The organism is Pacificimonas pallii (genome assembly GCF_019204005.1).
GTDB lineage: Bacteria > Pseudomonadota > Alphaproteobacteria > Sphingomonadales > Sphingomonadaceae > Pacificimonas > Pacificimonas pallii.
Genome location: NZ_JAGSPA010000003.1, coordinates 652,243 through 678,372 on the forward strand (window position 1 = coordinate 652,243; position 26,130 = coordinate 678,372).

The 26,130-nt window shown below is 64.4% G+C and carries 28 protein-coding genes; 14 read left to right on the plus strand and 14 right to left on the minus strand.

The window, feature by feature from the left end:
* Window positions 1–79: 79 nt before the first annotated feature.
* The gene (locus KCG44_RS11605) at window positions 80–682 is read right to left on the minus strand and encodes a response regulator (protein ID WP_218446241.1); all 603 of its coding nucleotides are present in this window, start codon (window positions 680–682) and stop codon (window positions 80–82) included.
* 91 nt (window positions 683–773) lie between these two features.
* Between KCG44_RS11605 and KCG44_RS11610 the strand changes: the two genes are divergently transcribed.
* The 8 genes from KCG44_RS11610 to KCG44_RS11645 are packed head-to-tail and all read left to right on the plus strand — an operon-like array spanning window position 774 to window position 6,173.
* Complete coding sequence (locus KCG44_RS11610; protein ID WP_218446242.1) at window positions 774–1,496, plus strand: response regulator transcription factor; 723 nt, start codon at window positions 774–776, stop codon at window positions 1,494–1,496.
* Window positions 1,497–1,505: 9 nt separating this feature from the next.
* A complete protein-coding gene (locus KCG44_RS11615; RefSeq protein WP_369411974.1) occupies window positions 1,506–3,035 on the plus strand; it encodes an ATP-binding protein in 1,530 nt (509 codons plus the stop codon).
* On the plus strand, window positions 3,032–3,457 hold the full coding sequence (locus tag KCG44_RS11620; RefSeq protein ID WP_218446243.1) for an HPr kinase/phosphorylase: 426 nt from the start codon (window positions 3,032–3,034) through the stop codon (window positions 3,455–3,457). The genes KCG44_RS11615 and KCG44_RS11620 overlap by 4 nt, the downstream gene beginning before the upstream one ends.
* Before the next feature lie 6 nt (window positions 3,458–3,463).
* Window positions 3,464–4,429, plus strand: a complete 966-nt coding sequence (gene rapZ / locus KCG44_RS11625; RefSeq protein ID WP_218446244.1) for an RNase adapter RapZ — start codon at window positions 3,464–3,466, stop codon at window positions 4,427–4,429.
* A 5-nt stretch (window positions 4,430–4,434) separates the two neighbouring features.
* Window positions 4,435–4,848, plus strand: coding sequence for a PTS sugar transporter subunit IIA (locus KCG44_RS11630; protein ID WP_218446245.1), 414 nt, complete (start codon window positions 4,435–4,437; stop codon window positions 4,846–4,848).
* A gap of 35 nt (window positions 4,849–4,883) precedes the next feature.
* Entirely contained in the window at window positions 4,884–5,135 is a 252-nt protein-coding gene (locus KCG44_RS11635) for an HPr family phosphocarrier protein (RefSeq protein ID WP_369411975.1), read from the plus strand.
* 16 nt (window positions 5,136–5,151) lie between these two features.
* Window positions 5,152–5,955 (plus strand): TrmH family RNA methyltransferase, encoded by an 804-nt coding sequence (locus KCG44_RS11640; RefSeq protein ID WP_218446246.1) that lies wholly within the window; start codon window positions 5,152–5,154, stop codon window positions 5,953–5,955.
* Window positions 5,952–6,173 carry a DUF5818 domain-containing protein gene (locus KCG44_RS11645; protein ID WP_369411976.1) on the plus strand — a complete coding sequence of 74 codons (222 nt, stop codon included), beginning with the start codon at window positions 5,952–5,954 and terminating at the stop codon, window positions 6,171–6,173. Before KCG44_RS11640 ends, KCG44_RS11645 begins: the two co-directional genes overlap by 4 nt.
* 128 nt (window positions 6,174–6,301) lie before the next feature.
* Here the strand turns inward: KCG44_RS11645 and KCG44_RS11650 are convergent, their stop codons facing one another.
* The 4 genes from KCG44_RS11650 to KCG44_RS11665 form a co-directional block, all read right to left on the minus strand.
* On the minus strand, window positions 6,302–7,738 hold the full coding sequence (locus tag KCG44_RS11650; protein ID WP_218446247.1) for a DNA recombination protein RmuC: 1,437 nt from the start codon (window positions 7,736–7,738) through the stop codon (window positions 6,302–6,304).
* Between the two features lie 173 nt (window positions 7,739–7,911).
* Entirely contained in the window at window positions 7,912–9,576 is a 1,665-nt protein-coding gene (locus KCG44_RS11655; RefSeq protein WP_218446248.1) for an amidohydrolase, read from the minus strand.
* A gap of 77 nt (window positions 9,577–9,653) precedes the next feature.
* Entirely contained in the window at window positions 9,654–10,526 is an 873-nt protein-coding gene (locus KCG44_RS11660; protein WP_218446249.1) for an ATP-grasp domain-containing protein, read from the minus strand.
* Between the two features lie 3 nt (window positions 10,527–10,529).
* Complete coding sequence (locus KCG44_RS11665) at window positions 10,530–11,396, minus strand: NAD(P)-dependent oxidoreductase (protein ID WP_218446250.1); 867 nt, start codon at window positions 11,394–11,396, stop codon at window positions 10,530–10,532.
* Between the two features lie 131 nt (window positions 11,397–11,527).
* Between KCG44_RS11665 and lpdA the strand changes: the two genes are divergently transcribed.
* Together lpdA and KCG44_RS14595 are read left to right on the plus strand one after the other, a co-directional pair.
* Window positions 11,528–12,919: a dihydrolipoyl dehydrogenase gene (lpdA, locus tag KCG44_RS11670; protein ID WP_218446251.1), complete on the plus strand. Its 1,392-nt coding sequence runs from the start codon at window positions 11,528–11,530 to the stop codon at window positions 12,917–12,919.
* A gap of 99 nt (window positions 12,920–13,018) precedes the next feature.
* A complete protein-coding gene (locus KCG44_RS14595; RefSeq protein ID WP_218446252.1) occupies window positions 13,019–13,312 on the plus strand; it encodes a PEP-CTERM sorting domain-containing protein in 294 nt (97 codons plus the stop codon).
* Between the two features lie 54 nt (window positions 13,313–13,366).
* Here KCG44_RS14595 and KCG44_RS11680 read toward each other — a convergent pair whose 3' ends face one another.
* Both KCG44_RS11680 and KCG44_RS11685 read right to left on the minus strand, forming a co-directional pair.
* Complete coding sequence (locus tag KCG44_RS11680) at window positions 13,367–14,491, minus strand: copper resistance protein B (RefSeq protein WP_218446253.1); 1,125 nt, start codon at window positions 14,489–14,491, stop codon at window positions 13,367–13,369.
* Window positions 14,488–16,305 (minus strand): copper resistance system multicopper oxidase, encoded by a 1,818-nt coding sequence (locus KCG44_RS11685; protein ID WP_218446254.1) that lies wholly within the window; start codon window positions 16,303–16,305, stop codon window positions 14,488–14,490. Before KCG44_RS11685 ends, KCG44_RS11680 begins: the two co-directional genes overlap by 4 nt.
* A 48-nt stretch (window positions 16,306–16,353) precedes the next feature.
* Between KCG44_RS11685 and KCG44_RS11690 the strand changes: the two genes are divergently transcribed.
* Entirely contained in the window at window positions 16,354–16,629 is a 276-nt protein-coding gene (locus KCG44_RS11690) for a metal-sensitive transcriptional regulator (protein ID WP_369411977.1), read from the plus strand.
* Window positions 16,626–17,375, plus strand: coding sequence for a glutaredoxin family protein (locus tag KCG44_RS11695; protein ID WP_218446255.1), 750 nt, complete (start codon window positions 16,626–16,628; stop codon window positions 17,373–17,375). The genes KCG44_RS11690 and KCG44_RS11695 overlap by 4 nt, the downstream gene beginning before the upstream one ends.
* A 6-nt stretch (window positions 17,376–17,381) precedes the next feature.
* Here the strand turns inward: KCG44_RS11695 and KCG44_RS11700 are convergent, their stop codons facing one another.
* The 6 genes from KCG44_RS11700 to cobA are packed head-to-tail and all read right to left on the minus strand — an operon-like array spanning window position 17,382 to window position 21,636.
* The gene (locus tag KCG44_RS11700; RefSeq protein WP_218446256.1) at window positions 17,382–18,176 is read right to left on the minus strand and encodes a phosphoadenylyl-sulfate reductase; all 795 of its coding nucleotides are present in this window, start codon (window positions 18,174–18,176) and stop codon (window positions 17,382–17,384) included.
* A complete protein-coding gene (locus KCG44_RS11705) occupies window positions 18,169–18,594 on the minus strand; it encodes a DUF934 domain-containing protein (RefSeq protein ID WP_218446257.1) in 426 nt (141 codons plus the stop codon). The genes KCG44_RS11700 and KCG44_RS11705 overlap by 8 nt, the downstream gene beginning before the upstream one ends.
* Entirely contained in the window at window positions 18,591–18,995 is a 405-nt protein-coding gene (locus tag KCG44_RS11710) for a RidA family protein (RefSeq protein WP_218446258.1), read from the minus strand. Before KCG44_RS11710 ends, KCG44_RS11705 begins: the two co-directional genes overlap by 4 nt.
* Window positions 18,982–20,610, minus strand: a complete 1,629-nt coding sequence (locus KCG44_RS11715) for a nitrite/sulfite reductase (RefSeq protein ID WP_218446259.1) — start codon at window positions 20,608–20,610, stop codon at window positions 18,982–18,984. Before KCG44_RS11715 ends, KCG44_RS11710 begins: the two co-directional genes overlap by 14 nt.
* Complete coding sequence (locus KCG44_RS11720) at window positions 20,597–20,887, minus strand: DUF2849 domain-containing protein (RefSeq protein ID WP_218446260.1); 291 nt, start codon at window positions 20,885–20,887, stop codon at window positions 20,597–20,599. The genes KCG44_RS11715 and KCG44_RS11720 overlap by 14 nt, the downstream gene beginning before the upstream one ends.
* On the minus strand, window positions 20,884–21,636 hold the full coding sequence (cobA, locus tag KCG44_RS11725) for a uroporphyrinogen-III C-methyltransferase (protein WP_218446261.1): 753 nt from the start codon (window positions 21,634–21,636) through the stop codon (window positions 20,884–20,886). Before cobA ends, KCG44_RS11720 begins: the two co-directional genes overlap by 4 nt.
* A gap of 120 nt (window positions 21,637–21,756) precedes the next feature.
* On the opposite strand from cobA, the gene KCG44_RS11730 reads away from it, so the two are divergent.
* Together KCG44_RS11730 and KCG44_RS11735 are read left to right on the plus strand one after the other, a co-directional pair.
* Window positions 21,757–23,694, plus strand: a complete 1,938-nt coding sequence (locus KCG44_RS11730) for a S9 family peptidase (protein ID WP_218446262.1) — start codon at window positions 21,757–21,759, stop codon at window positions 23,692–23,694.
* Window positions 23,695–23,904: 210 nt separating this feature from the next.
* Window positions 23,905–25,434 (plus strand): choice-of-anchor I family protein, encoded by a 1,530-nt coding sequence (locus KCG44_RS11735; RefSeq protein WP_218446328.1) that lies wholly within the window; start codon window positions 23,905–23,907, stop codon window positions 25,432–25,434.
* A gap of 12 nt (window positions 25,435–25,446) precedes the next feature.
* Here the strand turns inward: KCG44_RS11735 and pdeM are convergent, their stop codons facing one another.
* Entirely contained in the window at window positions 25,447–26,118 is a 672-nt protein-coding gene (gene pdeM, locus KCG44_RS11740; RefSeq protein ID WP_218446263.1) for a ligase-associated DNA damage response endonuclease PdeM, read from the minus strand.
* Window positions 26,119–26,130: the final 12 nt, after the last annotated feature.

The following is a 26,130-nucleotide window of genomic DNA, read 5'->3' on the forward strand; positions in this document are numbered from 1 at the left end:
TTCGCGCCGTCAAAAGAGGCAGGGTTAACCTGTCCTTTGGCCCTTATGACAATGATGTCAGGCCAGCCTTGTCATGACCTTAGCCGGTTTGCGCACTTTCAATCGCCTCCACGACCGCCTCGACGAGGACGTCGGCGGGCGCCGGCTTCTTCAGCACGCGGTGATTCGGAAATTGTGTCGAGAGCAGGTCCTGATCCGCAAAACCGGTGTGAAAGACGAAGGGCACGCCCTGGTCCGCAAGCTCGCGGGCGAGCGGCCGTACGTCCTTGCCGCCGACATCGAGGTCGAGAACGATGACGTCCGGTCCAAAATCGCCAGCGACGACCGCGCGGCAGGCGGCGATGCCATTGCAAAGGCGGACCTGATCGGCACCGGCGTCCAGGAGGATCACGCGAAGGGCCATGCCGGGATAGACTTCGTCCTCCAGTACGATGACGCGCCTGCCCTTCAGCGCGTCCTCGTCGGGCGCCGCGCCGGAACTGCGGTCGATATCCTTGCCATCGAGGAGGTCGGCGATGCGGTTGACGAACGCGAGCGCGGCGCGGCGGCTGCCCTCGGGCGGCAACGGGACAGCGATTTCCTGAATGTGGCGCACGGCCTTTTCAAGCAGGCGTTCAAGTCCGTCGGCCTTCGCCTCGCTATTGCCGAGCTGATGCCTAAGCAGGTCTTCATGTTCAGTCATATGCGCCCCCTTAAGCCAAAGTCGTGAACAGAGCGCTACAGGATATTTCAGGGTCGTGACGAATGTATGCATATAGGTTAGAGACGCAGCCATGTCCGCCACCATCGCGCTGGTCGATGACGACCGCAACATCCTGACATCCGTGTCCATCGCGCTCCAGGCCGAGGGGTTCATCGTCCGCGTCTATTCCGACCCGGTCGCCGCGCTGAAGGCACTGGTGGAGAATCCGCCCGACCTTGCCGTGCTGGACGTGAAGATGCCGCGCATGGACGGAATCGAACTGCTGCAAAAGCTGCGTGAGAAGAGCCCGGTGCCGGTTATCTTCCTGACGTCGAAGGATACCGAGATCGACGAGGCGCTCGGCCTGCGCATGGGCGCGGACGACTATGTCGGCAAGCCGTTTTCGCAGCGCCTGCTGATCGAGCGTATCCGCGCCGTGCTGCGCCGCGCCGCGCGCCGCGCGGAGCCCGAGGATGACGATACCGAAGCGGACGCCGAACGCATTCTGGAACGCGGGCGGCTGTCGATGGACACGGGCCGTCACAGGGTGCGCTGGGACGGCAAGGACGTGTCGCTGACGGTCAGCGAATTCCTGATCCTGCAAACCCTGGCGGAGCGGCCCGGTTTCGTGAAATCGCGCGACCAGCTGATGAATGCCGCATATCAGGACGATGTCTATGTCGATGACCGTACGATCGACAGCCACATAAAGCGCCTGAGAAAGAAGTTCCGCGTGGTCGATGACGCGTTTGAATCCATAGAGACGCTGTACGGCGTCGGCTACCGGTTCAACGAGGACGCCGCGGGCGAATAGGCCGTGGCGGTGCGCGACGATTCACAGCTGAAATGGTCGCGCGGCTGGTCACTGACCACGCGTATCATGGCCGTGAACCTGTTTGCCGTGCTGATGCTGGCAGGCGGCGTGCTGTATCTGGACGGATTTCGCGAGCGCCTGCTGGAGCAGCGGGAGACGGAGGTCCGCGTTTCCGCGGCGCTGCTGGCGGCCTCGGTAAGCGACGCCGACGGCGATGCGCTGGCGAGGCAGCTGGCCGCCGCGGCGCGAATCGCAAGTTTCAGGGTCAGGGTCTACGGCCCGGACGGTCGGCTGCAGGTGGACAATTGGGATCTGGCGGGGCCCACCTACACGCTGATCGATCCCGAAACGCAGCCGCTGCGCAAGGACGTCGCCAGGCTGCTGGACCGGAGCATCGAGGCGCTGGCCGGGGCGCGCAGGCTTGACGACATGAACCTGGACGCGCCGGATGTCGCGTCCTCCCATGCGGTGATCGCGATGGCCCGGGCCGAGGGCCGGCCGGCGGCAACGCTGTTATACGCGCCGGATCGTACGCCGGTTGCCTTCGCGGCGGCGGCGCTACCCGAAGGACGCACGCTGATGCTGTCAGCGAATGCGCGCGACATCACGCGCATCGTGCGGTCGGAACGTGCGGCGATGTTCCTGATCTTTCTGGGCGTGGTGGCCCTGTCGATGCTGCTGTCGAGTTTTCTGGCCCGGACCATCGTACGGCCGCTGCGACGGCTGGCGATTGCCGCGCAGCGCGTGCGGCTGGGACGGTCGCGCGAAGTCACGGTCCCCCGCTTTCAGCTGCGCCGCGACGAGATCGGCGAACTTTCCCGCAGCCTTAGCGATATGACCGGTGCGCTGAGGTCGCGGATCGATGCGACCGAGGCCTTTGCGGCGGACGTGGCGCATGAACTGAAAAATCCGCTCGCGTCGCTGAGAAGCGCGATCGAAGGGCTGGAACGGGTGGAGGACCCGGACCTGCGGGCGCAGCTGCTGAAGATCGTGAAGGCCGATATCGACCGCCTGGACAGGCTGATCAGCGACATTTCGGACGCGTCCCGGCTGGACGCGGAACTGAGCCGCGCGCGGTTCGAACGGGTCGATCTGGGCGCGATGCTGGAGGCGGTGGTGACGCTGTATGAAGAGCGCGGCCTGCCCCGGAATATCGAACTGGCGCTTGCCCGGCCGGGACAGGGGACCACCTGTATCCTTGCCGATGAGCGACGCCTGGCCCAGGTCGTTCGCAACCTGATCGACAATGCGATCAGCTTCTCTCCCGATGGCGGCATCGTGCAGGTCGGCGCGGCGCGCGGCGGCGGCGATGTGATATTCTATGTGGAGGATGCCGGCCCCGGCATCCCGCCCGGCACGGAAGAGAAGATCTTCAAACGCTTTTATTCCGAGCGGCCGCAGAGCGAGGATTTCGGGCGGCACAGCGGCCTCGGCCTCGCCATATCCCGCGCCATCGTCGAGGCGCATGACGGCACCATCGCAGCCCACACCCGCGCCGAGGGCGGCGCGCGGTTCGTGGCGACGTTGCCCGCCGCATGACCAGCGAACGCATCCACGCGACGATGGTCCGGCTGGGGCATGCGGGCGTCCTTCTGACAGGAGACAGCGGCGCGGGGAAATCCGACCTCGCCATCCGGCTGATCGACCGGGGGGGGATGCTGGTCGCCGACGACCAGGTCATATTGGCGGCGGTGGGCGGCGTGCTTTACGGTGATGCGGTTCCCGGCTTTGCCGGCAGGATCGAAGCGCGCGGCCTGGGAATCCTGGACGTCCCCGCGGCAGGGCGCACCCGCGTCACGCATCATTTCGCGCTGTCGAACGATCCCGCCCGCATGCCGGTTGAGGAGGAACGCCATTTTTGCGGCGTGGCGCTGCCGTCGCGTCAGATCGACGCCAGAGCGGCATCTGCGCCCATATTGGTCGGTATGGGTATCGGCATGCCGCCGAATGCTGTACTTTAACGCCACATGGCCGACTCGCCCGCCTCTTCCCCGACAGAGACCGGCAGCGCATCGGGGGCCAAACGGCGCCCGCCGCTGCTGATCGTCACCGGCATGTCGGGTGCCGGGAAATCGACGGCGCTGCGCGCGCTCGAGGACCGCGGATATGAAGTGGTCGACAATCTGCCGCTGTCACTGCTGAACCGCCTGTTGAAGCTGGATACGGGCGAGGAATTGCAGGATCGCCCGGTCGCGGTGGGCATCGATGCCCGCACGCGCGCATTTGCGCCCAATAAGGTCGTCACCCGCATCAAGGAACTGCGCGAAGCGGGAAATGATGCGCGCGTGCTGTTCCTGGACTGCGCCGGCGGTGAGCTGGTACGGCGCTTTTCAGAGACCCGCCGCCGTCATCCCCTGGCGCAGGACCGGCCCGCCACGGACGGCATCGCACGCGAGCGCGAATCGCTCGCCCCGCTGCGGCGCTGGGCGGACATCGTCATCGATACCACCGAATATAGCGTTCACGACCTCAGGCGCTCGATCCGGCAGAAGTTCGGCGGTGCCCCCAATGCGGGCCTGACACTGACGCTGATGTCGTTCGGCTTTGCGAGGGGCGTGCCGAGAGACGCGGACATGATGTTCGACATGCGGTTCCTGGCCAATCCGCACTGGGTGGAGACTTTGCGGCCCCTGACCGGACTGGATCCCGAAATCGGCGAATATGTCGCCAAAGACCCGTCTTTCGATGACGCCTATGAGCGGATCTCGGGTCTCGTTCAGTCGCTGATCCCGGCCTATTCGCGTGAAGGAAAGGCCTATCTTACCATCGCGATTGGCTGTACAGGCGGTCGCCATCGATCCGTTTTCGTGACGGAGCGCCTTGCGGCGGACCTGCGTGCATCCGGCATTCAGCCCAACGTGGTCCACCGCGATGTGTTCGGACATAGTGAAGGTGCCGAGGCGGAAGCTGGCGGCGCGGGGGTAACAGCGTAGATCTCATGCTTGGTATGGTTTTGGTTACACATGGCGGGCTCGCGCGCGAGTTCATTTCGGCCATGGAGCACGTCGTGGGAAAGCAGCAGCAGATCGCCGCGATCTGCATCGAAGCGCATGACGACATGGAAACACGGCGGCGGGATATCGCCGACGCGATCGTGGAGACGGACTCCGGTTCCGGTGTCATCGTCCTGACCGATATGTTCGGCGGCACACCGTCGAACCTGGCCATCTCGCTGATGGGCGCGGGCAAATCGAACGCGGTCGAAGTCATCGCGGGCATCAACCTGCCGATGCTGATCCGGCTGGCCAGCGTGCGCGGCGAAATGAGCGCGCATGACGCCATCGAAGCCGCGCAGGAAGCGGGGCGCAAATATATTTCCGTGGCGTCGAAGATACTTGGCGAAGTCGCCTGACCGGCCGCGAGGATAGTGGCGGCATCTGCAGGCCCGTGACGATCCGCAACCGCCGCGGGCTGCACGCCCGTGCCAGTGCGAAATTCGTTACGCTGGCAACGGATTTCGAAGCGGACATCATCGTCGACAAGGATGGCACGACCGCGCCGGGTCGCAGCATCATGAGCCTGATGATGCTGGCCGCCGGCCCGGGCGACACGGTGATCGTGCGCGGTCACGGCAGCGATGCGGAGGCCGCCGTCGATGCGCTGGTCGATTTGATCGAAGCCAAGTTCGGCGAAGAATAGGCGGCCGCCGCGCGCCATGCCCCGCCAGATTACCAGCTTTTCCAACGTGACGGTCAAGCGCGTCCGCGCGCTGGCGCAGAAAAAACATCGGGCCGCAGAGGGCCTGTTCATGGCCGAGGGACTGCGCATCTGCGCCGAGGCGCTGGACGCAGGCCATGCGCCGCGCATCCTGATCTTTGCCGAAGGCGACCGGCATGAGCTGACGGCGCGGCTGATCGCGGCGACGGAAGACGCGGGCGGGGAGGCTCTGGAAGTCCACCGCGACATCCTTGCGAAAATTACCGGCAAGGATAATCCGCAGGGCGTTGTCGGTGTCTTCGCGCTGCTGGATACCGCGCTGGCACGGCTCGACCGCGGCGCGGCGGACATCTGGATCGTCTGTCAGGCGCTGAAGGATCCCGGCAATCTGGGCACGATCTTGCGTACGGCGGATGCCGTGGGCGCGGGCGGCGTGATCCTGCTGGACCATAGCTGCGACCCGTTCAGCGTGGAGGCGGTGCGCGCGTCGATGGGCGCCTTGTTCACCGTGCCGGTCGCGCAGGCGCAGGGCGCGGCATTTTTCGAGTGGCTGCGCGCGGGCCCCGCCATGCTGGTCGGCACGAGCCTGAAGGCGAGCGCCGACTACCAGGCGATGTCATATGATGCGCCGACCTTCATCTTCATGGGCAATGAGCAGTCCGGCCTGCCGGATGATTATGAGGCCGCATGCGACGCGCTGGTGAAGATGCCGATGCTGGGCAAGGCGGATTCGCTGAACGTGGCGGTCAGCTGCGCGGTCATGGCCTATGAAGTGCTGAACCAGCAGCGGCGGCGCGGGTGAGCGATACCGAAGAGGACGCCGGTGAGAATGTCCTTCAGGTGACGGGGCGGCTGGTGCGCGAGGAGGGGCAGTTCATGCTGGCCTGTCATGACGGCCGGAAACTGCGGCTGGTGCTGCGCCGGACGCCGGTCGACCTCGTTGAAAAAGCGGTGACGGTCACCGGTGTGATGACCGGCGATGTGCTGGATGCCGATGGGGCGGCGCCGCTGGTTGGCTGAGACGGGGTGCTGACGCCTTGTACAGGAAATGGTTCACGTCACCCCGGCTGTCACCGGGGTGACGCTATTCGGATTGTGCGTCCTTCGACCGCGCTCAGCATGACTGGCTCTGGTGAAATACTTTATGTCTAATCCGCCTTGGCTTCGCCCGCATCCAGCTTGGTCAGCGGGCGCGTTTCCACGGTGGCGGACGGCAGGGCCTCGACAGTCTTCCTGGGCGCGTCGATGGCTTTTTCGCGCAGGCGGTGCGCGGATGTCATGACCTGCGATTCCAGGCTGCCGACCAGCTTGTTATAGGCGCCCGAAGCGAGGTCAAGGTTCCGGCCCACACGGCTGACATGTTCACCCATGGTGGCGAGCCGGTCATAAAGTTCCTTGCCCAGCGCGGCGATTTCGCGGGCATCCGCGGCGGCGTTTTCCTGCTGCCAGACCATGGCGACGGTTTTGGCGATGGCGATCAGGTTGGTCGGACTGGCGAGCAGCACTTTTCGCTCAAATGCGGTTTCGAACAGATCCTGATCGGTTTCGAGCGCAGCGGCGAGGAAGTTTTCGCCCGGCACGAACATGATGACGAAATCCAGCGTCTCGTCGAACTGCTGCGTATAGCTTTTGCGCCCCAGCGTATCGACATGCGCTTTCATGGCCTTGGCGTGGGCGAGGAGGTGAATCTGCCGCTCCTCATCGGTCTCCGCCGAGGCCGCATCCTGATAGGCATTGAGCGAGACTTTCGCGTCAATGACCAGCACGCGGTTGTTCGGCAGGTTGATGACCGCGTCGGGGCGGATATTGGGGCCGTCATCGGTGCCGACATGCACCTCCTCGGCGAAGTCGCAATGCTTCGACAGGCCCGCCATTTCGAGGACGCGGCGCAGCTGGTGCTCGCCCCAGCGGCCGCGCGCCTTGGGCGCATTGCGCAGCGCGCCGACGATGCGTTGCGCCTCCTGACTGACGCGCTCCTGCCCCAATTTGACATCGGCAATGGCGTTGGTGATCGCGCCGTAGGCACCGGCGCGCTTCTCCTCGATTTCCTTCAGCTGCGTCTCGTATTTGGTCAGCGTCTCGCGCATCGGCGAAATCAGCTTGTCAAGCGCCTCGCGGTTCTTGCCGCTGTCATTGGCGACGGTTTCCCGGTGCAGCTTCAGCGTTTCATCGGCACGCTTCAGAAAAGCCTCGGTGGTCTTGCCGAGTGCGGCATCCGCCAGGACCTGGAAGCGCTTGTCGAGATCGGCCTCACGCTCGCGAAACGCCTCTTCACGCTGATCATGTGCGGCCTTCAGGCGTTCAAAGGCGACCTCCACCCCGCGCAGGCGTTCGATTTCGGGGGCCTGCTCCTCCAGCCGCGATTTCAGACCGGCGGCGTTCTGCTCCGCAAGCGCCCTGTCCGACCGCGCAAGATGCATTTCACCGTCCAGCTGTTCCCGCGCCGCGCGGGCTTCGTCGCGTTCTTCCGTCGCGGTCGCAAGCTGCGCCCTGAGCGCCGTCGCCGCCCGCGCCCAGATCAGCCAGCCGAGCGTCAGCCCGAGAACGAGCGCGACCAGAGCGGCTATGATGAATTCTGTGGGCATTGGATGGAGTTCAACCCTTTTCGAAATTCATGGAAACCGTCATTCCGGCGGAGGCCGGGGTCCGCCTCTCGAATGCGCTTTCCGGCTCACGCATAGGAGATGGATTCCGGCCTTCGCCGGGATGACATAAGATGATACCGCGAGAACATACATAGAACAAGTGCAATGCGCGATCAGATCCCATTCCCGTCCGTATCGCGTGCGAACACACGCTCGCCCGCCAGCCAGGTTTCCTCGACCGCGATCGACCAGATATCGCCCGCGTCGATCTGAAACGGATCGGCATCGAGGATGACGAAATCGGCCCATTTTCCGCCGGTCAGCGTGCCCACCCTCGTCTCTGCACCGGCGGCATAGGCCGCGCCGGTGGTGAACGCGCCGAATGCGGCCTGACGGCCAAGCGATTCTTCCGGGTACCAGCCTTCGGGGGGCTCGCCGTCACGGTCCTGCCGCGTGATGGCGGCGTGAAGGCCGTAGAGCGGTTCGGGGGGTTCGACTGGAAAGTCGCTGCCGGCGGCGAAACGCGCGCCCGATTGCATCAGCGTTTTCCACGCATAGCCGCCCCTGATCCGGTCCGGACCGACGCGGTTCTCCGCCATGGCCTTGTCACTGGTCGCGTGGGTTGGCTGCATGGACGCGATGATGCCGAGCTCGGCGAAGCGTGGCAGATCCTGGGCGGCGATGATCTGGGCATGTTCAATGCGATGACGACCGCCGGGCACATAGGCCAGGATGTCGGCGAACGCATCGAGGGCTTCCCTGTTCGCCGCATCGCCAATGGCGTGAAAAGCAATGGCGAAGCCGCGCGACGCGGCGGAGACGAACTGGTTGCGCAGCTCCGCACCGCTGACGAACAGCAGGCCGGTATTGCCGGGATCGTCGCTATAGGGTTCGATCATCGCCGCGCCGCGTGAGCCGAGCGCGCCGTCGCCGTAGAGCTTCACCCCGACCAGCGCGAGCCGGTCGCCATGCAGCCAGCCGCTGGGACCGGACGGGGCCATGTCGGCCAGTGCGTCCATGCCGCCGGCATAAGCGGCGATGCGCGCGGTGAGCCGTCCCTCTTCGCCGAAGCGCCGCATGACCGCCCATTCGGCGGGCGTGGTGCCCATATCGGCAACACCGGTCAGACCGGTGGCCGCCATTTTCCGCAGCGCGGTCGTCAGCGCCGCCTCAAGCTGTGCGGTCGTCGGTGCCGGCATGACCGCGTGGACCAGCGCCGACGCGGCATCAATGAGCGTGCCCGCCGGTTTCCCGTCAGCGCCGCGCTCAATCCGGCCGCCATCGGGATCGACCGTTGCCGCGGTGATGCCCGCAGCGCGGATCGCGGCGCTGTTCACCCAGCTGGCATGGCCATCGACACGTTCCAGAATGACCGGGCGGTCGGAGACAATTTCGTCGAGCTGCGCCGCCGTCGGAAAGCCGTCCATGCCATAGGTGACCTGGTTCCAGCCGCGTCCCCGAATCCACGCCAGGTCGGGATTGGCGGCGGCATAGCCCGCCACCGCCGCAAGCGCTTCTTCCAGCGTTTTCGTACCCGACAGATCGAGCGTCATGAGCCCCTGGCCCAGCCCCATCACATGACCGTGCGCGTCGATCAGGCCGGGCAGCATGGTGCGGCCGCCGACATCGACAATCTCTCCGTTTGGCGGACGCGCGGGCGACGACATGGTCTGTTCCACCCGGCCATCGTCGCCGACGACGAGCGTGTCAAAGGTGATAAGACGCCCGACCTCGTCCAGCGTGTAGCCATTCGCATTGGTGAAAATGGTGCGCGCATCGGCCTGACCGGCGAACAGCGACAGCGCCGTCAGCAGGATAAGGTGGAGCCTGATCGTCATGGGGAAACCCTTTGAAAACAGTGTCTGGTGCGCCCTGTGCCACAATGCCGGCGGTCGTACAAAGACAAGAGCGGCCATCAGAAGCCCAGACGTTCGGCGAGTGCCCCGTGCAACATCCGGCCCAGATGCGGCCCCTGTTCAGGGTATAGGAACGGCTCGATCAGCTCCAGCTCCATCAGTAGCAGGGACCCCTCATTTCCGCGCACCATATCGACACGCGCATAAAGCGGCGCGTCTTCGAGCGCGGAAAGTGCCGCCGCCGCCGCCGCCAGATCATCATCATCGGGTGTGATGGCCCGTTCGGTACCGCCATAATCCGACTGCACCCGGTAGTCTCCGCTCGCCGGGCATTTCAGCAGCGCATGAGAGAAGTGGCCGCCAATGAAAATGAAGCTGTATTCGCCCTCCTCCAATATGGCGGGCAGGAAGGGCTGCGCGAACATCGGCTGGCAGGAATCGGGGATGCGGTCGGTCCGGCGAAGCCGGTACTGGCCTTCGGAATTGCCGCTGACCCGCTGCTTCAGGACGATATCGTTCGTTTCAAGCGCGTCAAACGATGCCTCGACCGCCCTGGTATCCGGCGTGTCGAGCCATATGGCCGGGATGATGGGCACACCCTTTCCATGAAGGTCGCGCAAATAGCTCTTGTCGAGATTCCACCGCACCAGTGGCGGCGGATTGAACAGCCGTGTCGCACAGGCGATGCGGTCGATGGCGCTCAGAAATTCGTCCTTACGCCTGGGATAATCCCACACCGTGCCAAGCAAAGCGCCGTCGAAGCGGGACCAGTCCTCGCTGAGCGCATCCCAGCGCACCACCTCCACATGATCGCCATTATCGGCAAAGGCCGCGCCCAGCGTCGCCACCATCACATCATGTTCGAACGCATCCGTCCGCCGATCCCGCGCGCCCGGCAGATTGCTGGCGCAGGTGAGGAGCGCGATACGCATCCACTAGCCGCGGAAGCGGCGGAGCAGGCTGGACGTGTCCTGCCGCCCGCCGTCCAGATTCTGCACGTCCTTGTAGAACTGATCGACGAGCGCGGTCAGCGGGAGCGGGATGCCCCTGGCGTCGGCCTCGGCGAGGGCGATGGCGAGATCCTTGCGCATCCAGTCGACGGCGAAACCGAAATCATATTCGCCCTTCGCCATGGTGGCGGCGCGATTGTCCATCTGCCAGCTTTGCGCGGCGCCCTTGCCGATCACGTCGAACACCTGTTCAGGGTCGAGGCCGGATTCGAGGGTGAAATTGACGGCCTCGGCAAGGCCCTGAAGGATACCGGCAATGGCGATCTGGTTGACCATCTTCGTCGTCTGCCCCGCCCCCGCCGCGCCCATATGGCCGACGCGTTTTGCATAGACCCGCATGACAGGATCGCCGCGGGCGAAATCGGCGTCCGTGCCGCCGACCATGATGGTCAGCTGGCCCTTTTCGGCGCCCGCCTGCCCGCCCGACACAGGAGCGTCGAGGGTACCGATGCCGCGCGCTTCGCCCTCTGCGGCAAGTTCGCGGGCAATGGCGGCGGAGACGGTGGTGTGGTCGATGAACAATGTGCCGGCCGCCATGGCGGAAAAACAGCCCTCACGGCCTATTGTCACGTCGCGCAGATCCTCGTCGCGGCCGACGCAGGCGATGACGATGTCCGCCGCTTTTGCGGCTTCGGCGGGCGTGGCGGCGACGGCCCCGCCATGTGCCTTCGCCCACGCCTCGGCCTTCGCCGCGGTGCGGTTGTATACCGTGACGTCGTGGCCTGCGGCCTTCAGATGACCGGCCATGGGATAGCCCATGACGCCAAGGCCGAGAAATGCGAGCTTTGTCATGATTGATGTGCTTAACGCGGCGCCGCCGGGCCGTCACCCGTTTCGCTTTGCGGCAATCGTCACTATGTGAAATCGCGAACGCGGCGAGTCGCTCCCGCGAACCGTTTTTCAGTTGCAAGGATATCCCTCCCATGTCCGATTTTGACCTGATCGTTATTGGCGCCGGCCCGGGCGGCTATGTCGCCGCCATCCGCGCGGCGCAGAACGGCCTGAAAGTGGCCTGTGTGGAATCGCGCGACAAGCTGGGCGGCACCTGCCTGAATGTCGGCTGCATCCCGTCGAAGGCGCTGCTGCACGCGTCGGAATATTATGCCGAGGCATCGTCCGGTGCGCTCGAAAAGTTCGGCGTCAAGCTGGGCAAGGTCACGCTCGACTGGGCCGCGATGCAAGGCGAGAAGGCGAAAGCCATCAACGAACTGACCGGCGGTATCGAGATGCTGTTCAAGAAGAACAAGGTCACCTGGCTGAAGGGCCGCGCCGCCTTCCGGGATGCAAGCAGCGTCGAGGTCGCGGGCAAAAGCTATTCCGCCGACAAGTTCGTCATCGCCACCGGCTCCAGCGTCACGCCCCTGAAAGGCGTCGAGATCGACGGCGAGATCGTGGTGTCGTCGACGGAGGCGCTGTCGCTGCCAAAGGTGCCAAAGCGCATGATCGTCATTGGCGGCGGCTATATCGGCCTGGAAATGGGCAGTGTTTACAAGCGGCTGGGTACGGATGTCACGGTCGTCGAATATATGGACACGATCACGCCGGGGCTGGACGCGGAGGTGACCAAGACCTTTGCGCGCATCCTCAAAAAACAGGGCATGACCCTGATGACCGGCACCAAGGTCACCGGCGTCGAGACCAAGGGCGGAACCGCCAGGGTCAGCGTCGAGGCCGCGAAGGGCGGCAAGGCGGACGTGCTGGAAGCGGACGTGGTGCTGCTGTCCATCGGCCGCGTGCCGAACACGGGCGGGCTGAACCTGGAGGCGGCGGGCCTGTCGCTGAACGATCGCGGGCAGATCGAGGTCGATGCGCAGGGCCGCACCGCCGCCGATCACATCTATGCCATTGGCGACGTGACCCCCGGCCCCATGCTGGCGCACAAGGCGGAGGATGAAGGCGTCGCGGTGGCCGACTGGGCGGCGGGGCGCACCGGCTATGTCAATCATGCCGTCATACCGGCCGTGGTCTACACGCATCCGGAAGTCGCGAGCGTCGGCCTGACGGAAGAACAGCTGAAAGCGGCGGGCACGAACTACAAGGCGGGCAAGTTCCCCTTCGCCGCGAACAGCCGCGCCAAGACGAACCGCGATACCGACGGTTTCGTCAAGGTTCTGGCGGATGCGGAGACGGACCGGGTGCTGGGCGTCCATATCATCGGCGCGATGGCGGGAACCATGATCGCGCAGGCCGCGCAGGCGATGGAGTTCGGCGCATCGTCCGAAGACATCGCGCTCACCTGCCACGCGCACCCGACGCATTCCGAAGCGCTGAAAGAAGCCGCGATGGACGTCGAGGGCTCGCCGATCCACGCGTGAGTGCGCCGCGCGGTAAAGCGGCACTGCTCACGTTAGATATACGATATAGCTGATCCCACGGCGCCGTGCAGCTGGTGTTGATATGGTGGGGTCGGCGCCGTGACGCTACGCGATGACGACAGCATTTTGGCGGCAACGGGTATTTGGAACGGACTGTCCACCACTTTCAACAGCGGTTCTTCGACGATGGCGAGCCTGTTCCTGCGGAACGCACAGACGGCTTCGTTCGGAAATGATTTCGCGATTGACGATATCTCGCTCGATACAAGGTCGATCGTGAACCCCATGGATGTCCCAGAACCGGCGGCGGCAGGGCTCATGCTTCTCGGCTGCTCAGGTCTTGCGTTCGCCGCCCACAGAAGGCGCGCCAAAGGAACCCGCAGCGGACGCTGAGCGCGTGCCGATCCCCGCGTGGCAACCCGACCGGGGAAAGGGCCTGCAAGGCAGCTAGAACCAGAAGCGGATGCCAGCGACGAAATTCGTGACGCTGGCATCCTCTCCTGCCGCGCGGGCATAGTCGGCGCTCTGGCCCAGTTTCCATTCCTGTTCGATGCCCAGATAGGGCGCGAATTCGCGGGCGAATTCATAACGCAGGCGCAGGCCGAGTTCGATCTTGTCCACCCCCGCGCCGATGCCGAGTTCGGGAATATCCTGAGCGCTCAGCACCGCTTCGCCGCGCGGCTGGAGGATCAGGCGCTGCGTGATGCGCTGATCGAGTTCGAGCTCCGCACGCGCGGTCAGGTCGCCCTTGTCAGAGACGAAGGCCGCCACATCATATTCGTAATTATAGGGCGCGAGGCCCTGAACGCCGATGACGGCATAAGTGCGGTCGCGCGGCGCGAAATCCTGCCGGAGACCAAGTTGCAGGTCGGCGAACGGACCGATGGCATGGCTCCAGAGCGCCTGCACTTCCACGCCCTCCATCGCTTCGCCGAAACTGCCTTCGCCCTCCGACTTGAACCAGAATTTGTCGATGTCGCCGCCATAATAGCCCTGCACATCCCACAAATAGCCATCATGGCCTTCGCGCACACGAAGCTCCGCGCGGTCGCCCTGAAACCAGAAGAGCGACATGCCGCCATTTTCATGCGCGAGCGCTTCGCGAGAGGCCCGCATCGCCGCTGCGCCCCAGATGGCGTCGGCGGCGCGCGGCGGACCCGAACCTGCCGCGGCGGGCGGCGGTGCCATGGGAATGTCGGCTGGCGCGGAACCATGGCCCATGGCCGAATGATCCATCTTCGAATGGTCCATCTTGCTGTGGTCCATATTCGAATGATCCATCGGCGGAGCGGTTTCCGGCATCGCAGGGCCCATCGCCGAATGATCCATGCCATTGTGATCCGCAGCTTCGGTAGCCGTGGGCGCGTCGTGGTTCATCGCGCCCTGATCCGGTGCCCCATGATCCATCGACCCATGATCCATTGTCGGATGCGCGGCGTGTGGATTTTCGGCAGGTGCCTCGGTCGCCTCTGGCGCGGCCCTTACCGGTTCGGCGGGCGTCTGGTGATGCGCATGCTGGCCGAGTGCGGGCGCGGCGGCCGCGAGCAGCAGCGCGGCTGCGAAAACCCTCACGCCGCCGCTCCCGGCGCGTTGACCGTCACGATCTGAAACATGCCGGAATGCATGTGATAGAGAAGGTGACAGTGGAAGGCCCAGTCGCCGAGCTCGTCCGCGGTCAGGTCGAACGTCGCGCTGCCGCCGGGTTGCACGATGACAGTATGCTTCTGCGGCTGGTGCCCGGCCTCCGCGCCATTCACCAGCTCAAAGAAGTGCCCGTGCAGATGGATGGGGTGCGCCATCATGGTGTCGTTAACGAGCTTGACCCTGACGCGCTCATTATAGGCGAAGCGGATGGGATCGTCGCTGACGGCCGTGAATTTCCGCCCGTCGAACGACCACATATAGCGTTCCATATTGCCGGTCAGATGGATCTGCATCCGGCGTGACGGGGTGCGCGGATCGTCGTTCGGCGTGAGCGCGACGAGGTCCCTGTAATTCAAGACCCGGTGCGGGACCCTGTCGAGGCCGATGCCGGGGTCACCCATACGGTCGGCGGGTGCCATGGATACCATGTCGATGCCGGGGCCAATTTTCACATGGGGCGGCAGCAGCGACGTGTCGCGCATGGACATCCCGTCCATCGACATCCCGTCCATGGATGCCCCTTCCATGGCCATGGCGTCTGCCGCCGCGGGCATGGCATGTCCCATCGCGGCATGATCCATCGTGCCCCCTTCACCGGAGCCATGGTCCATATCCCCGTGGTTCATGCCCATATCGGCCATGGTGAGAAGCGGGGCATCGCGGAGCGCCGGAACCTCCGCGCGCGCGCCGGGACGGCTGGCCAGCGTCGCCAGTGCCATACCGGACCGATCCATCGATTCCGCGACGATGCTGTGCGCGTCCGCGGTGGGTTCGACGAGAATATCGTAGGTTTCCGCCGCGCCGATCTGGAACTCCTCAACCTCGACCGGGCGGACATTCTGGCCATCTGCGCCGACGACCATGAATTTCACGCCCGGAATGCGGACGTTGAAAAAGCTCATCGCGCTGCCATTGATGACGCGGATGCGCACGCGCTGACCGGGCGTAAACAGATATTCCAGCCCTTCGGTCGGGCCGTGGCCATTGGCCAGATAGGTATAGGTCGCGCCGGTCACGTCCAGGATGTCTGTCGGCATCATGCGCATTTCCGCCCACATGCGGCGGTCCTGCCCCGTCAGCGGATAGTCGTCGGTCCAGGTCCGCTGCTGATAGTTGAAATAGCCTTCGCCGCCCTTCAGCTTCTTCATGATCATGTGCGGATGCAGCGGCGTGAATTCACTCAGCAGGAGTACATAGTCGCGGTCGGCCTGCACCGGGTCGGGCCCGGCCGGGTCGACGATGATCGGTCCGTAATGCCCGGCCTGTTCCTGCAGGTTCGAATGGCTGTGCCACCAATAGGTGCCGGATTGCCGGATGGGGAAATCATAGGTGAAGGTTTCACCGGGCGCGATGCCGGGAAAGCTGATGCCGGGGACGCCGTCATACTGAAACGGCACCAGCAGGCCGTGCCAGTGGATCGAGGAATCCTCATCGAGGCCATTTGTAACGTTCAGGCGGACATGCTGCCCCTCGCGCAGCCGGACGAGCGGGCCGGGCACACTGCCATTGACGGCGATGCCCATGCCGCTGCGCCCCTCCACCATGCGGTGGCCGCGCGCGATGGTGAGGTCGATGCTGTCGCCGGCGACTTCGTCGAAGCCTTTGCGCAGATGGGGGCCGCCCACATGCGCGCCCCGTGCCCAGGCGGGAAGTGCGGATGCGGCGGCGAGCGCGGCAGCGCCGCCGAGGAAGGTCCGGCGGGCCACCGGCGGCAGAAAATGCGTACGGGTTGAATTTGTCATACGGGCTCACCTATATACCCCCCATGGGTATTTCAATGGAGAATCGCCGTGGCGGCTAGTCGCACGAAACAGAAGGTCAACCGGCTGAACCGCATCGCCGGGCAGGTGCGCGGCGTGGCGCAGATGGTCGAGGACGACCGCTATTGCATCGACATCCTGACCCAGTTGCAGGCGGTGAAGGCGGCCATTGCCAAGGCGGAAAGCGAGATCCTGAAGGACCATAGCGCCTGCTGCGTCGCGGAGGCGATCGCGTCCGGCGATGCCGAGGAACAGCGCGCCAAATTCAGCGAGCTTGTCGACCTGCTGGAACGGACCAGACGATGAGTGCGGGCGCGGAACGCAAAACGGCGACGCTCTATCGCATGGTCATGAACGAGCATGTCTGCCCTTCCGGGCTGAAGGCGAAGGACCTGCTGGAACGGCAGGGGTATCAGGTCAAGGACCGCCATCTGTTAACGCGGGCGCAAACCGATGCGTTCAAGGCGGAACATGGCGTCGAGACGACGCCGCAGATCTTTATCGGCGGTCGGCGCATCGGCGGCTATGACGATCTGCGCGTGTTTTTCGGCAAGGAAAAGAAAAGCAAGGACGACACGACCTATGTGCCGGTGCTGGTGATCTTTGGCGTGGCCGCGCTGATGGCGCTGGCGCTCAACTGGGCGGTTTATCGCGAGCTGACGACGGTGCGCGGCATCGAATGGTTTGTCTCGATTTCGATGGTGATCCTGGCCGTGCAGAAGCTGCGCGATCTTGAGAGCTTCTCGACCATGTTCCTGAACTACGACCTGCTGGCACGGCGCTGGGTCAGATATGGCTATGTCTATCCCTTTGGCGAGGCCATTGCCGGGATCCTGATGATCGCCGGCGCGCTGACCTGGCTGTCCGCGCCCATCGCGCTGTTCATCGGCGGCATCGGCGCCGTCAGCGTGTTCAAGGCCGTCTATATCGACAGACGCGAGCTGAAATGCGCCTGTGTCGGCGGCCAGTCCAATGTGCCGCTGGGGTTCATCTCCCTGATCGAGAATCTCGCCATGATCGGCATGAGCATCTGGATGCTGGCGAAAGGCTGAGCGGCCCTAGAAACTCGGCAGCTCGCTGACTTCGCCGTCATCGGTGTGGATGCCGCATTCGGTCTTGTCCCAGCCGCGCCAGCGGCCGGAGCGCGGGTCTTCGCCGGGCTTTACCTTCGACGTGCAGGGGGAGCAGCCGATGCTGGGATAGCCCTCGGCCTCCAGCGGGTGCCGGGGGAGGTCGTTGGCGGCGAACCAGGCCTCGATATCGGCCTTTTGCCAGTCGATGATCGGATTCACTTTCAGGCGGCCATCCTCGGCTTCGACGCGGGGGAGTTCCGCGCGGGTGGCCGCCTGAAAGGATTTGCGGCCAGTGATGGAGCCGCCGAAATCCGTCAAGACGCGCGCGAGCGGACGGACCTTGCGCAGTTCGCAGCAGCCATCGGGGTCGAATGACCAGCGCAGGCCGTTGCTGTCCTTGGCGGCGATGTCGTCAGGGCCAGGCATGACCGAGATAACATTGGTGAGGCCAAGGCGCTCGACGAGCGTGTCGCGATAGGCCAGCGTTTCGGGAAAATGCTTGCCCGTGTCGAGAAACACCACCGGCGTCGCGGGATCGACGCGGGACACAAGGTCGAGAAGCACCGCGGACTCGGCGCCGAACGAGGACACGACGGCGAGTTCACCGGGCGCGATTTCCGTTAGCATCACCTCTAGAAACGCAAGCGTGTCGAGCGCCGCCAATCCGGCATTCAGAACGGCGGCGTCAGCATCGGTATAGCCGATGTCGAGGCGGTCATGCCGACGCGCATTTCCAGATGAAGAAGCGCCGGAAGAAGAAGCGGCCGCCGCCTCAGCCATGCCGCAGCGCCCATATGGGAGGCTGCGCATCCGCGGCGCGCTGATAGGCATGCGGCCAGCGGGCCATGGCGGCCTCGGCAGCTTTCGCATCGAGGGGCACGGCGGGCGCGAAACTGTCGAAGCCGCAGCGGCGCATGAACGCGATCTGGTCGAGGAGCACGTCGCCCTCGGCGCGCAGCTCGCCAGTATAGCCTGCTTCGCGCAGGATGCGGGCGGCGGAATAGCCGCGGCCGTCGCGATAGGCGGGGAAAGCGATTTCAATCAGTTTCAGCCGGGAAAGATGCGGCACCAGCACACGAACGTCCGCATCCGGTTCAATCCGGACGGCGACCGCTTCGGGCTGGTCCAGAAAGGCGTCCAGTGTGACGGCCGGTTCATTGGCGGCGGCGTCATCGCGATATCGTGGCCAGCTGCTCATGCGCGGGATCTTTCGGGAATGCGGGCGATGACTTTGATTTCGAACTGGAAGCCGCCGAGCCAGGTGACGCCGACCGCGGTCCAGTTGGGATAGGGCTCCGCGCCGAACACCTCCGCTTTCGCAGCGGCGAAATGGTGCATATTCGCCTCTGGATCGACGTGGAAGCTGGTGATGTCGACCACATCGTCGAACGTGCATCCCGCGGCGGCCAGCACCGCCTTCAGATTGCGAAAGGCCTGCCTGTACTGTTCGCCGATATCCGCGACGGCGCTGCCGTCTTCAAGGCTGCCCACCTGTCCGGAAACAAACAGGAAATCGCCCGAGCGCACGGCGGCGCTATACCCCATTTTCTTATATATATCCGCGCGTCCCGCAGGGAAAATCACGTCACGCCTTGTCATAGAGGGCCTCCTTGAAGGGCGCCATGCCGAGGCGGCGATAGGTATCGAGGAAACGCTCATCGCCCTCGCGGGCGTCTCGGTAGACACTTGTCACGGTTTCAATGGCATCGACAATGCCGCGTTCGTCGAAACCAGGTCCGGTGATTTTCGCGAGGCTGACATCCTCCGCCGCGCTGCCGCCAAGCAGAAGCTGGTAGGATTCCACGCCTTTCTTGTCGACGCCGAGGACGCCGATGTGACCGGCATGGTGATGCCCGCAGGCGTTGATGCAGCCGGACATCTTGATCTGCAACGCGCCCACTTCGCGTTCTATCGGCGCAAGCCGCTTCGCAACCTCCTGCGCAATCGGGATGGAGCGCGCATTGGCAAGGCTGCAATAATCAAGGCCCGGGCAGGCGATGATGTCGCTGGCCCGGTCGAGATTGGCGGGAGCGAGGCCGGCCGCGTCAAGTTCCTGCCACAGGGCATAAAGCCGGTCCTGACGGACATTCGGCAGGACGAGGTTCTGGGCGTGCGTCACACGCACCTCGTCCATGGAATAGCGCGCTGCGAGATCGGCGACGATATCCATCTGCTCCGCGCTGGCATCGCCCGGAATGCCGCCGACCGGCTTCAGGCTGATCGTGGCGGCGGCATAGCCAGGCTGCTTGTGCGGGAAGAGGTTGGTTTCCGCCCAGATGCGGAAATCGGGGTCTGACGTATCATAGCCATCCTCGATCGCCGCATATTCGGGGGGCGCGAAGAACGCCTTGATGCGGGCGAGTTCCGCGCGCGGCGGGTCGAGGTCGAGGGGCTGCATATGCGCGAATTCCGCCTCCACTTCCTCGCGGAATTTGTCGGCACCGGTTTCGTGCACCAGGATCTTGATGCGTGCCTTATACTTATTGTCGCGGCGGCCGTGGCGGTTGTAGACCCGCAGGATCGCCTCGCAATAGCTGACCATCTGGTCTTCGGGAACGAAGTCGCGGATTTCAGGCGCGATCATCGGCGTGCGGCCCATGCCGCCGCCCGCGAACACCTGCGCGCCAAGGACGCCGTCCCGCCTGACGATGCGAATGCCGATGTCGTGCAGGCGCATCGCGGCGCGGTCCGCATCCGAGGCGATGACGGCAATCTTGAACTTGCGGGGCAGGAACGAGAATTCCGGATGAAAACTGGACCATTGCCGCAGCAGTTCCGCATGCGGGCGCGGATCGATGACTTCATCACCGGCAACGCCCGCGAACTGATCCGAGGAGATATTGCGGATGCAGTTGCCGGACGTCTGGATCGCGTGCATCTCGACCCTGGCGAGATCGGCGAGCAGGTCGGGCGTCTCCTTCAGCTGGATCCAGTTATACTGGACGTTCTGCCGCGTCGTGAAATGGGCATAGCCCTTGTCATATTTGCGGGCGATGTCCGCCAGCGCGCGCATCTGCGTGGACGACAGCGTACCGTAGGGGATGGCGACGCGCAGCATGTAGGCGTGCAATTGCAGATAGAGGCCGTTCATCAGCCGCAGCGGCTTGAACTGATCCTCCGTCATCGCCCCCGAAAGGCGGCGTTCCACCTGGTCGCGGAATTCCGCGACCCGGGCATCGACCATCGCCTGGTCATATTGGTCATAACGATACATGGACGGGTCCTTTCGCCTGCACGCCGAGGTCGAGGCGCACGGATGGCCCCAATGCGCGCATGCGGTCCTTGATATGGGCGGGCCGCGGGCCCGCATCAGTCATCTCGCCATCGACGACATAGCCGTCGAAAACCTTCTGGGCGGCGGATTCGCGGGCGATGATCGCCTCGCCGTCCTCGCCCACATCGGCGGCGTCGACAAGATGCCGTGACCAGCCGGAGCCGGTCCACCAGATGACATCGCCGGTTTTCAGGTCATTGCCGGTTACGATCTTCACGAAACAGTCTCCAGAAGCTGGGCGGTGCGGACACCAAGCCGTGCGACATCACCGACCACGATCAGCGCCGGACTTTCGACATTTTCGCGTTCGACAAGGCCGGGCAGGTCGGCGAGCATCGCGCGCAGGACACGCATGTCCGGCAGCGTCGCGCGTTCAAGAATGGCAATGGGCGTCGCCGGTGACAGGCCGTCATCCATCAGCTTTTCCGCAATGGCAGCGCTGGTCGCAACGCCCATGAAAATGACAAGCGTCCGGCCCTTTCCGGCAAGGCCCGCCCAATTCTGGTCCGACAGGCCGCGGCACTGCCCGGCGACGAAGGTGACCGTCGAGGCGTGGTCACGGTGCGTCAATGGCATGGCAGCGGCAGCGGCGGCGCCAAGCGCGGACGAAATGCCAGGCACGACGGTGACGGGAATACCGGCCCGGTGCGCGTCTTCCACCTCTTCACCGCCGCGGCCAAAGATGAAGGGATCGCCGCCCTTCAAACGGATGACGATATGCCCTGCCCGCGCCTCGCGCACCAGAAGCTCACCGATCTGTTCCTGCGGCAGGGTGTGGCGCGCGCGGCGCTTGGCAACGGAAATCATGCGCGCGCCGCCGGGCGCAAGGTCCAGTATCTCCGCCGATACGAGGCCGTCATGCACAACGACATCCGCACGCTCCAGCGCGCGCAGTGCCCGCACGGTCAGCAGGTCGGGGTCGCCCGGGCCCGCGCCCACAAGAATGATTTCGCCTGAATCGGTCATGGCCCGCAACGTGCGACGCGCCGCCGGTTTCCGCCACAAAGGCTTTCTTGCCCCTGCCCTAGCGCCGCTTCTTTCGGCGCACTACACGGGTCTGCGACAACAGGCGGGAAGATGAGGAATATGACGAAATCGCTGACGGCCATAGCCGGAGTATATGCTGTGTTAATGGTCGGCGGGGCCGGCGGAGCCGCCGCGCAGGAGCGCCGGACGGAGGGACAGCTCGTCATTGAGGGAGTCCCGGAAATTCCCGCAGAGCTGGCGCAGCAGGTGCAGCGATACCGCAATGTGCGTAGCCATGCCTTTCGCGATTTCCTGCCCGACGGCAGCATGTTGATCAGCACACGATTCGGTGAGACCAGCCAGGTGCACCGCCTCACCGCCCCGATGGGCGTCCGCAGTCAATTGACCTTTTACAACGAGCCGGTGCGCGGGATCACGGCGAACCCCGCCGGACAAAGCTATGTGTTTTCCCGGGATTCCGGTGGCGACGAGTTCTTTCAATTATTTACCCATGACCTTGCCACCGGCACGGTCATGGGTTTCACGACGCCCGGCGAACGCAATTCCTTTGCCGTCTGGTCCGATGACGGCGCGAAGATCGCCTATAATGTCGCGCGCGCCAGCGAACCCGACTGGAAGATCAATGTCGTGCAAAAGGCGGCGGGACAGGACACAGAAGCGGTGCCGCAGACCCTCTATGCCGGCGAAGGCGCGAACTATCCGCTGGACTGGAGCGCGGATGGCAAGACACTGCTGGTCCAGCGCTATGTCTCCAATTCGAAAAGCCACCTCTATCTGGTCGAAGAGGAAGGCGAGGCCCGCGAAATCCTGGCCGATGAAAACAATGCCTATAGCGGCGGCGATATCCTGAGCGACGGCAGCATCCTGATCGTGACGGACCGCGAGGCGGACATGGTCAACCTCGTCCAGGTGAAACCGGATGGCTCGGTCATCAATCTGACGGCGCCTGTGCTCTGGGACGTGTCGGGATATGCGGTCAGTCCTGACGAAACGCGAATCGCCCTCACCATCAATGAAGGCGGGCTGGGCAGCATCCGCATGCTGGACCTGGAGACAGGCATGATTTCCGCAGGCCCGGAATTGCCCGCGGGTATCGCAAGCGGCCTTGGCTGGCACCCGGACGGCGAACAGCTGGGCTTCACCTTCAATGCCGCGACCAGCCCCAGCGATGCGTGGGTATGGAATGTCCGTTCCGGTGAGCTGACGCGCTGGACGAAGGCGGAGCTGGGCGGGCTGAGCGAGGAGCGGTTCGTGGAACCGGAGCTGATCGCCTATCCCAATAAGGACGACATGCAGATCCCGGCTTTTGTCTACAGGCCGAAGGGCGCGGGACCGCACCCCGTGCTCATCTCCATCCATGGCGGCCCCGCCAGTCAGGCGCGACCGGGCTTCTCGTCCACACGGCAATATCTGGCGAGTGAACTCGGCATCGCCGTGATTCGTCCGAACGTGCGCGGATCCACGGGCTATGGGCAGAATTACATGAATGCCGACAATGGCCTGCTGCGCAAGAAATCGGTCGAGGACATCGGCGCGCTGCTGGACTGGATCGAGACGCAGGACGACCTCGATGCCAGCCGCGTCGTCGTTTCCGGCGGCTCATATGGCGGCTATATGGTGCTGGCGTCGATGGTCGATTATGGCGAACGTCTGGCGGGCGGGATCGACATGGTCGGCATCAGCGATTTCAGAACCTTCCTGCAGAACACCAAGGGCTATCGCCGTGACCTGCGCCGCGTTGAATATGGCGATGAGCGCGACCCGGACATCGCCGCCTTTTTCGACCGGATCAGCCCCCTGAAAAACGCGGACAAGATCACCAAGCCGCTGTTCATTCTGCAGGGTGCGAATGATCCCCGCGTGCCGGCATCGGAAGCGGAGCAGATCCTCGCCGCCGTGAAGTCGCAGGGCACGAAAGCATGGTTTGTCATGGCGATGGATGAGGGGCATGGTTTCCGCAAGAAAGCCAATCAGGACTATCGCCTTGCCGCTGAAACGCTGTTCCTGCGCGATGTTCTGGGGCTTGGCGCGAAGTAGGCCCGCGGTACTGCCGCCCGCATTCGCCGCGACGGGAGCACGCCGCCTGGCGGCGGCCCCGATGCCCTGCCACAGCGCCGAGGGCCAATAGCCAGCGCCCTGTTTCCTTTACGCTTAAAAGACGCGCCGATGAAATTTCCGTGACCCGATTGCTCCCCGCGCCACGTGTCGGCAGGGGCGCGTTAACCAATCGCAACAGGGATTATCGACATGTCAGCCATCGTTCGCCTGCTCACTTCCAGCGCCATCGCCGCCGCCGGTCTCGCCGCCGCCGCGCAGGCCGATATCCTGCGCCATGACACCGTCCTCACCACCGTCGTTGGCGACGAGGCGGAAATCCCGGCCTATGATTCCGGCGCGAACCGGTTCTTCGTCGTCGGCATCGAAAACGATGCCAGTTTCGTGCGGGTGGTGGACGCGGCGAACGGCAATGTCGCAGGCATGCTGGACCTGGGTGACGGCACGGCCAACAGCGTCGCCGTCAGCACGACGCAGGTCGCCGTGGCCGTCGAGGCCGCGAACAAGACCGATCCTGGCCGCGTGCTGGTCTGGAACCTGAGCGACCTGAACGCCGCGCCCGCCAGCTACACCGTCGGCGCACTGCCCGACCAGTTGACCTTCACCCCCGATCAGAGCCGCATCGTCGTCGCCAATGAGGGCGAACCCGAAGGCTATGAGGACGGGCAGCTCGATCCGGAAGGCTCGATCAGCATCATCGACCTTGGCACCGGGACTGTCGCGACGGCGGATTTCAACGCGTTCGACAGCCGGCAGGCGGAACTGCAGGCAGCGGGCGTGCGCATCTTTGGCCCGGGCGCCAGCGTCAGCCAGGATCTGGAACCCGAATTCGCGGCGATCAACGCGGACGGCACCACCGCGTTCGTGACGCTGCAGGAAAATAACGCCGTCGCCGTCGTCGACCTCGCCACCGCAACGGTTACCGACATCCTGCCGCTTGGCTTCAAAAGCTGGCAGCCGGGCGACAATGAGCTGGACCCGAGCGACCGTGATGGCGGGCCGGGCAATTTCCAGAGCCTGGAAGGATTATATGGCCTCTATCAGCCCGATGCGATCCTGACCGTCGAGGCCAATGGCCAGACCTATTTCATCACCGCCGATGAAGGCGACGCGCGCGACTATGATGGATTTGAAGAGGAAGAGCGCGGCGACGACCAGGGCCTGAGCGGAGACTTCGCGCGCCTGGAACTGACCAACACGCTTGGCGCCGACGGCCCCGCGGATGGGCAATATTACACCTTTGGCGGGCGCGGCTTCTCGATCCGCGATACGGCCGGGAACATCATCTACGACAGCGGCGATCTGGTTGAAAAGATCGTCACCAACCTGCCGGGCGGCGCCCTCAATGACAAACGCAGCGATGCCAAGGGTCCCGAGCCCGAAGCGGTCGCCTTTGGCATGGTTGACGGCGTGCCGGTTCTGTTCCTGGGGCTGGAGCGCGCGAATGGCGGCGATCTGGGCACCATCCTGACCTTCAGCCTGGAAGGCCTCGGCTTTGGCACCGACCCTGAATATCTGGGCGCGATCACGTCGGATCTGCTGGGCCGTCCGGAAGGCCTGACATTCTTCATGCGCGATGGGCAGGAATTCCTGGCCGCCGCCGATGAGGAAACCGGCAATCTGGTGGTCTTCGCGCTCAACATCGTGCCTGCTCCCGCAGCGCTCGGCCTGCTTGGCCTAGGCCTGGGCGGGCTGGCGGCGATGCGCCGTAAGCGGAAGTAAATTCGCCCGGGGTCAGGCGGCAAGCGGGAAGCTGAGCAGTTTTTCGGCGGTCGGGATGATCGCATTCGCTGCGCCTGGCCCCATGGCGCGCATGATGGGCGGCGCGGCGGCATCGAGGCCGCCCGTCAGGGCGCCGAAGGCGGGCAGGATGATCTTGCGGTCGCTGACCACGAAGCACCGGCGTGACACGCCCCGCCCCCGGCCGCGCAGGCGGAGCTTGGGGTGGAAATGGCCGCTGAGCTCCGGTCGCGTTTCCGAGGCCTCGGCCTCGTGACGGAGCAGAAGCCCGCCAATCCCGGCCTCCACCATCACCCTGCCGCCCCAGACCCTGCCAGTTGTGGCCATCGGGTCGTGATTGCCCGTGATCCACGTCCATTCGGTGCGGGCCGTCAGGTCGAGAAGCAGCGCCCGCGCATCCCGAGAAAGCCGGTCCGACCCTGCCTTGTCGTGAAAGGAATCGCCCAGGCACCAGACCTCCCCCGCCGCATGACGGTCCACCAGAACCGCAAGATCCTGCAGCGTCTTCAGACTGTCATAAGGCGGTAGCATCTGGCCATGCGCGGCAAACCAGCTGGCCTTTTCCAGATGCAGGTCGGCAAGCAGCAGCGCGCGGCGCGCGGGCCACCACAGCGCGCCATCGGGCAATGGAATCAAGTCCTGACCTGCGAACGAAAGGGGAACCATGCCCCCTTTATG

Coding starts and splice junctions, on each gene's coding strand:
- KCG44_RS11730 (WP_218446262.1), top strand. CDS start 21,757: ATGACGAAATCGCTGACGGCCATAGCCGGAGTATATGCTGTGTTAATG.
- lpdA (WP_218446251.1), top strand. CDS start 11,528: ATGTCCGATTTTGACCTGATCGTTATTGGCGCCGGCCCGGGCGGCTAT.
- KCG44_RS11655 (WP_218446248.1), bottom strand. CDS start 9,576: ATGACGATCAGGCTCCACCTTATCCTGCTGACGGCGCTGTCGCTGTTC.
- KCG44_RS11640 (WP_218446246.1), top strand. CDS start 5,152: ATGCCCCGCCAGATTACCAGCTTTTCCAACGTGACGGTCAAGCGCGTC.
- KCG44_RS11700 (WP_218446256.1), bottom strand. CDS start 18,176: ATGGCTGAGGCGGCGGCCGCTTCTTCTTCCGGCGCTTCTTCATCTGGA.
- KCG44_RS11610 (WP_218446242.1), top strand. CDS start 774: ATGTCCGCCACCATCGCGCTGGTCGATGACGACCGCAACATCCTGACA.
- pdeM (WP_218446263.1), bottom strand. CDS start 26,118: ATGGTTCCCCTTTCGTTCGCAGGTCAGGACTTGATTCCATTGCCCGAT.
- KCG44_RS11630 (WP_218446245.1), top strand. CDS start 4,435: ATGCTTGGTATGGTTTTGGTTACACATGGCGGGCTCGCGCGCGAGTTC.
- KCG44_RS11685 (WP_218446254.1), bottom strand. CDS start 16,305: ATGACAAATTCAACCCGTACGCATTTTCTGCCGCCGGTGGCCCGCCGG.
- cobA (WP_218446261.1), bottom strand. CDS start 21,636: ATGACCGATTCAGGCGAAATCATTCTTGTGGGCGCGGGCCCGGGCGAC.
- KCG44_RS11735 (WP_218446328.1), top strand. CDS start 23,905: ATGTCAGCCATCGTTCGCCTGCTCACTTCCAGCGCCATCGCCGCCGCC.
- KCG44_RS11695 (WP_218446255.1), top strand. CDS start 16,626: ATGAGTGCGGGCGCGGAACGCAAAACGGCGACGCTCTATCGCATGGTC.
- KCG44_RS11705 (WP_218446257.1), bottom strand. CDS start 18,594: ATGAGCAGCTGGCCACGATATCGCGATGACGCCGCCGCCAATGAACCG.
- KCG44_RS11660 (WP_218446249.1), bottom strand. CDS start 10,526: ATGCGTATCGCGCTCCTCACCTGCGCCAGCAATCTGCCGGGCGCGCGG.
- KCG44_RS11665 (WP_218446250.1), bottom strand. CDS start 11,396: ATGACAAAGCTCGCATTTCTCGGCCTTGGCGTCATGGGCTATCCCATG.
- rapZ (WP_218446244.1), top strand. CDS start 3,464: ATGGCCGACTCGCCCGCCTCTTCCCCGACAGAGACCGGCAGCGCATCG.
- KCG44_RS11715 (WP_218446259.1), bottom strand. CDS start 20,610: ATGTATCGTTATGACCAATATGACCAGGCGATGGTCGATGCCCGGGTC.
- KCG44_RS11650 (WP_218446247.1), bottom strand. CDS start 7,738: ATGCCCACAGAATTCATCATAGCCGCTCTGGTCGCGCTCGTTCTCGGG.
- KCG44_RS11710 (WP_218446258.1), bottom strand. CDS start 18,995: ATGACAAGGCGTGACGTGATTTTCCCTGCGGGACGCGCGGATATATAT.
- KCG44_RS11620 (WP_218446243.1), top strand. CDS start 3,032: ATGACCAGCGAACGCATCCACGCGACGATGGTCCGGCTGGGGCATGCG.
- KCG44_RS11605 (WP_218446241.1), bottom strand. CDS start 682: ATGACTGAACATGAAGACCTGCTTAGGCATCAGCTCGGCAATAGCGAG.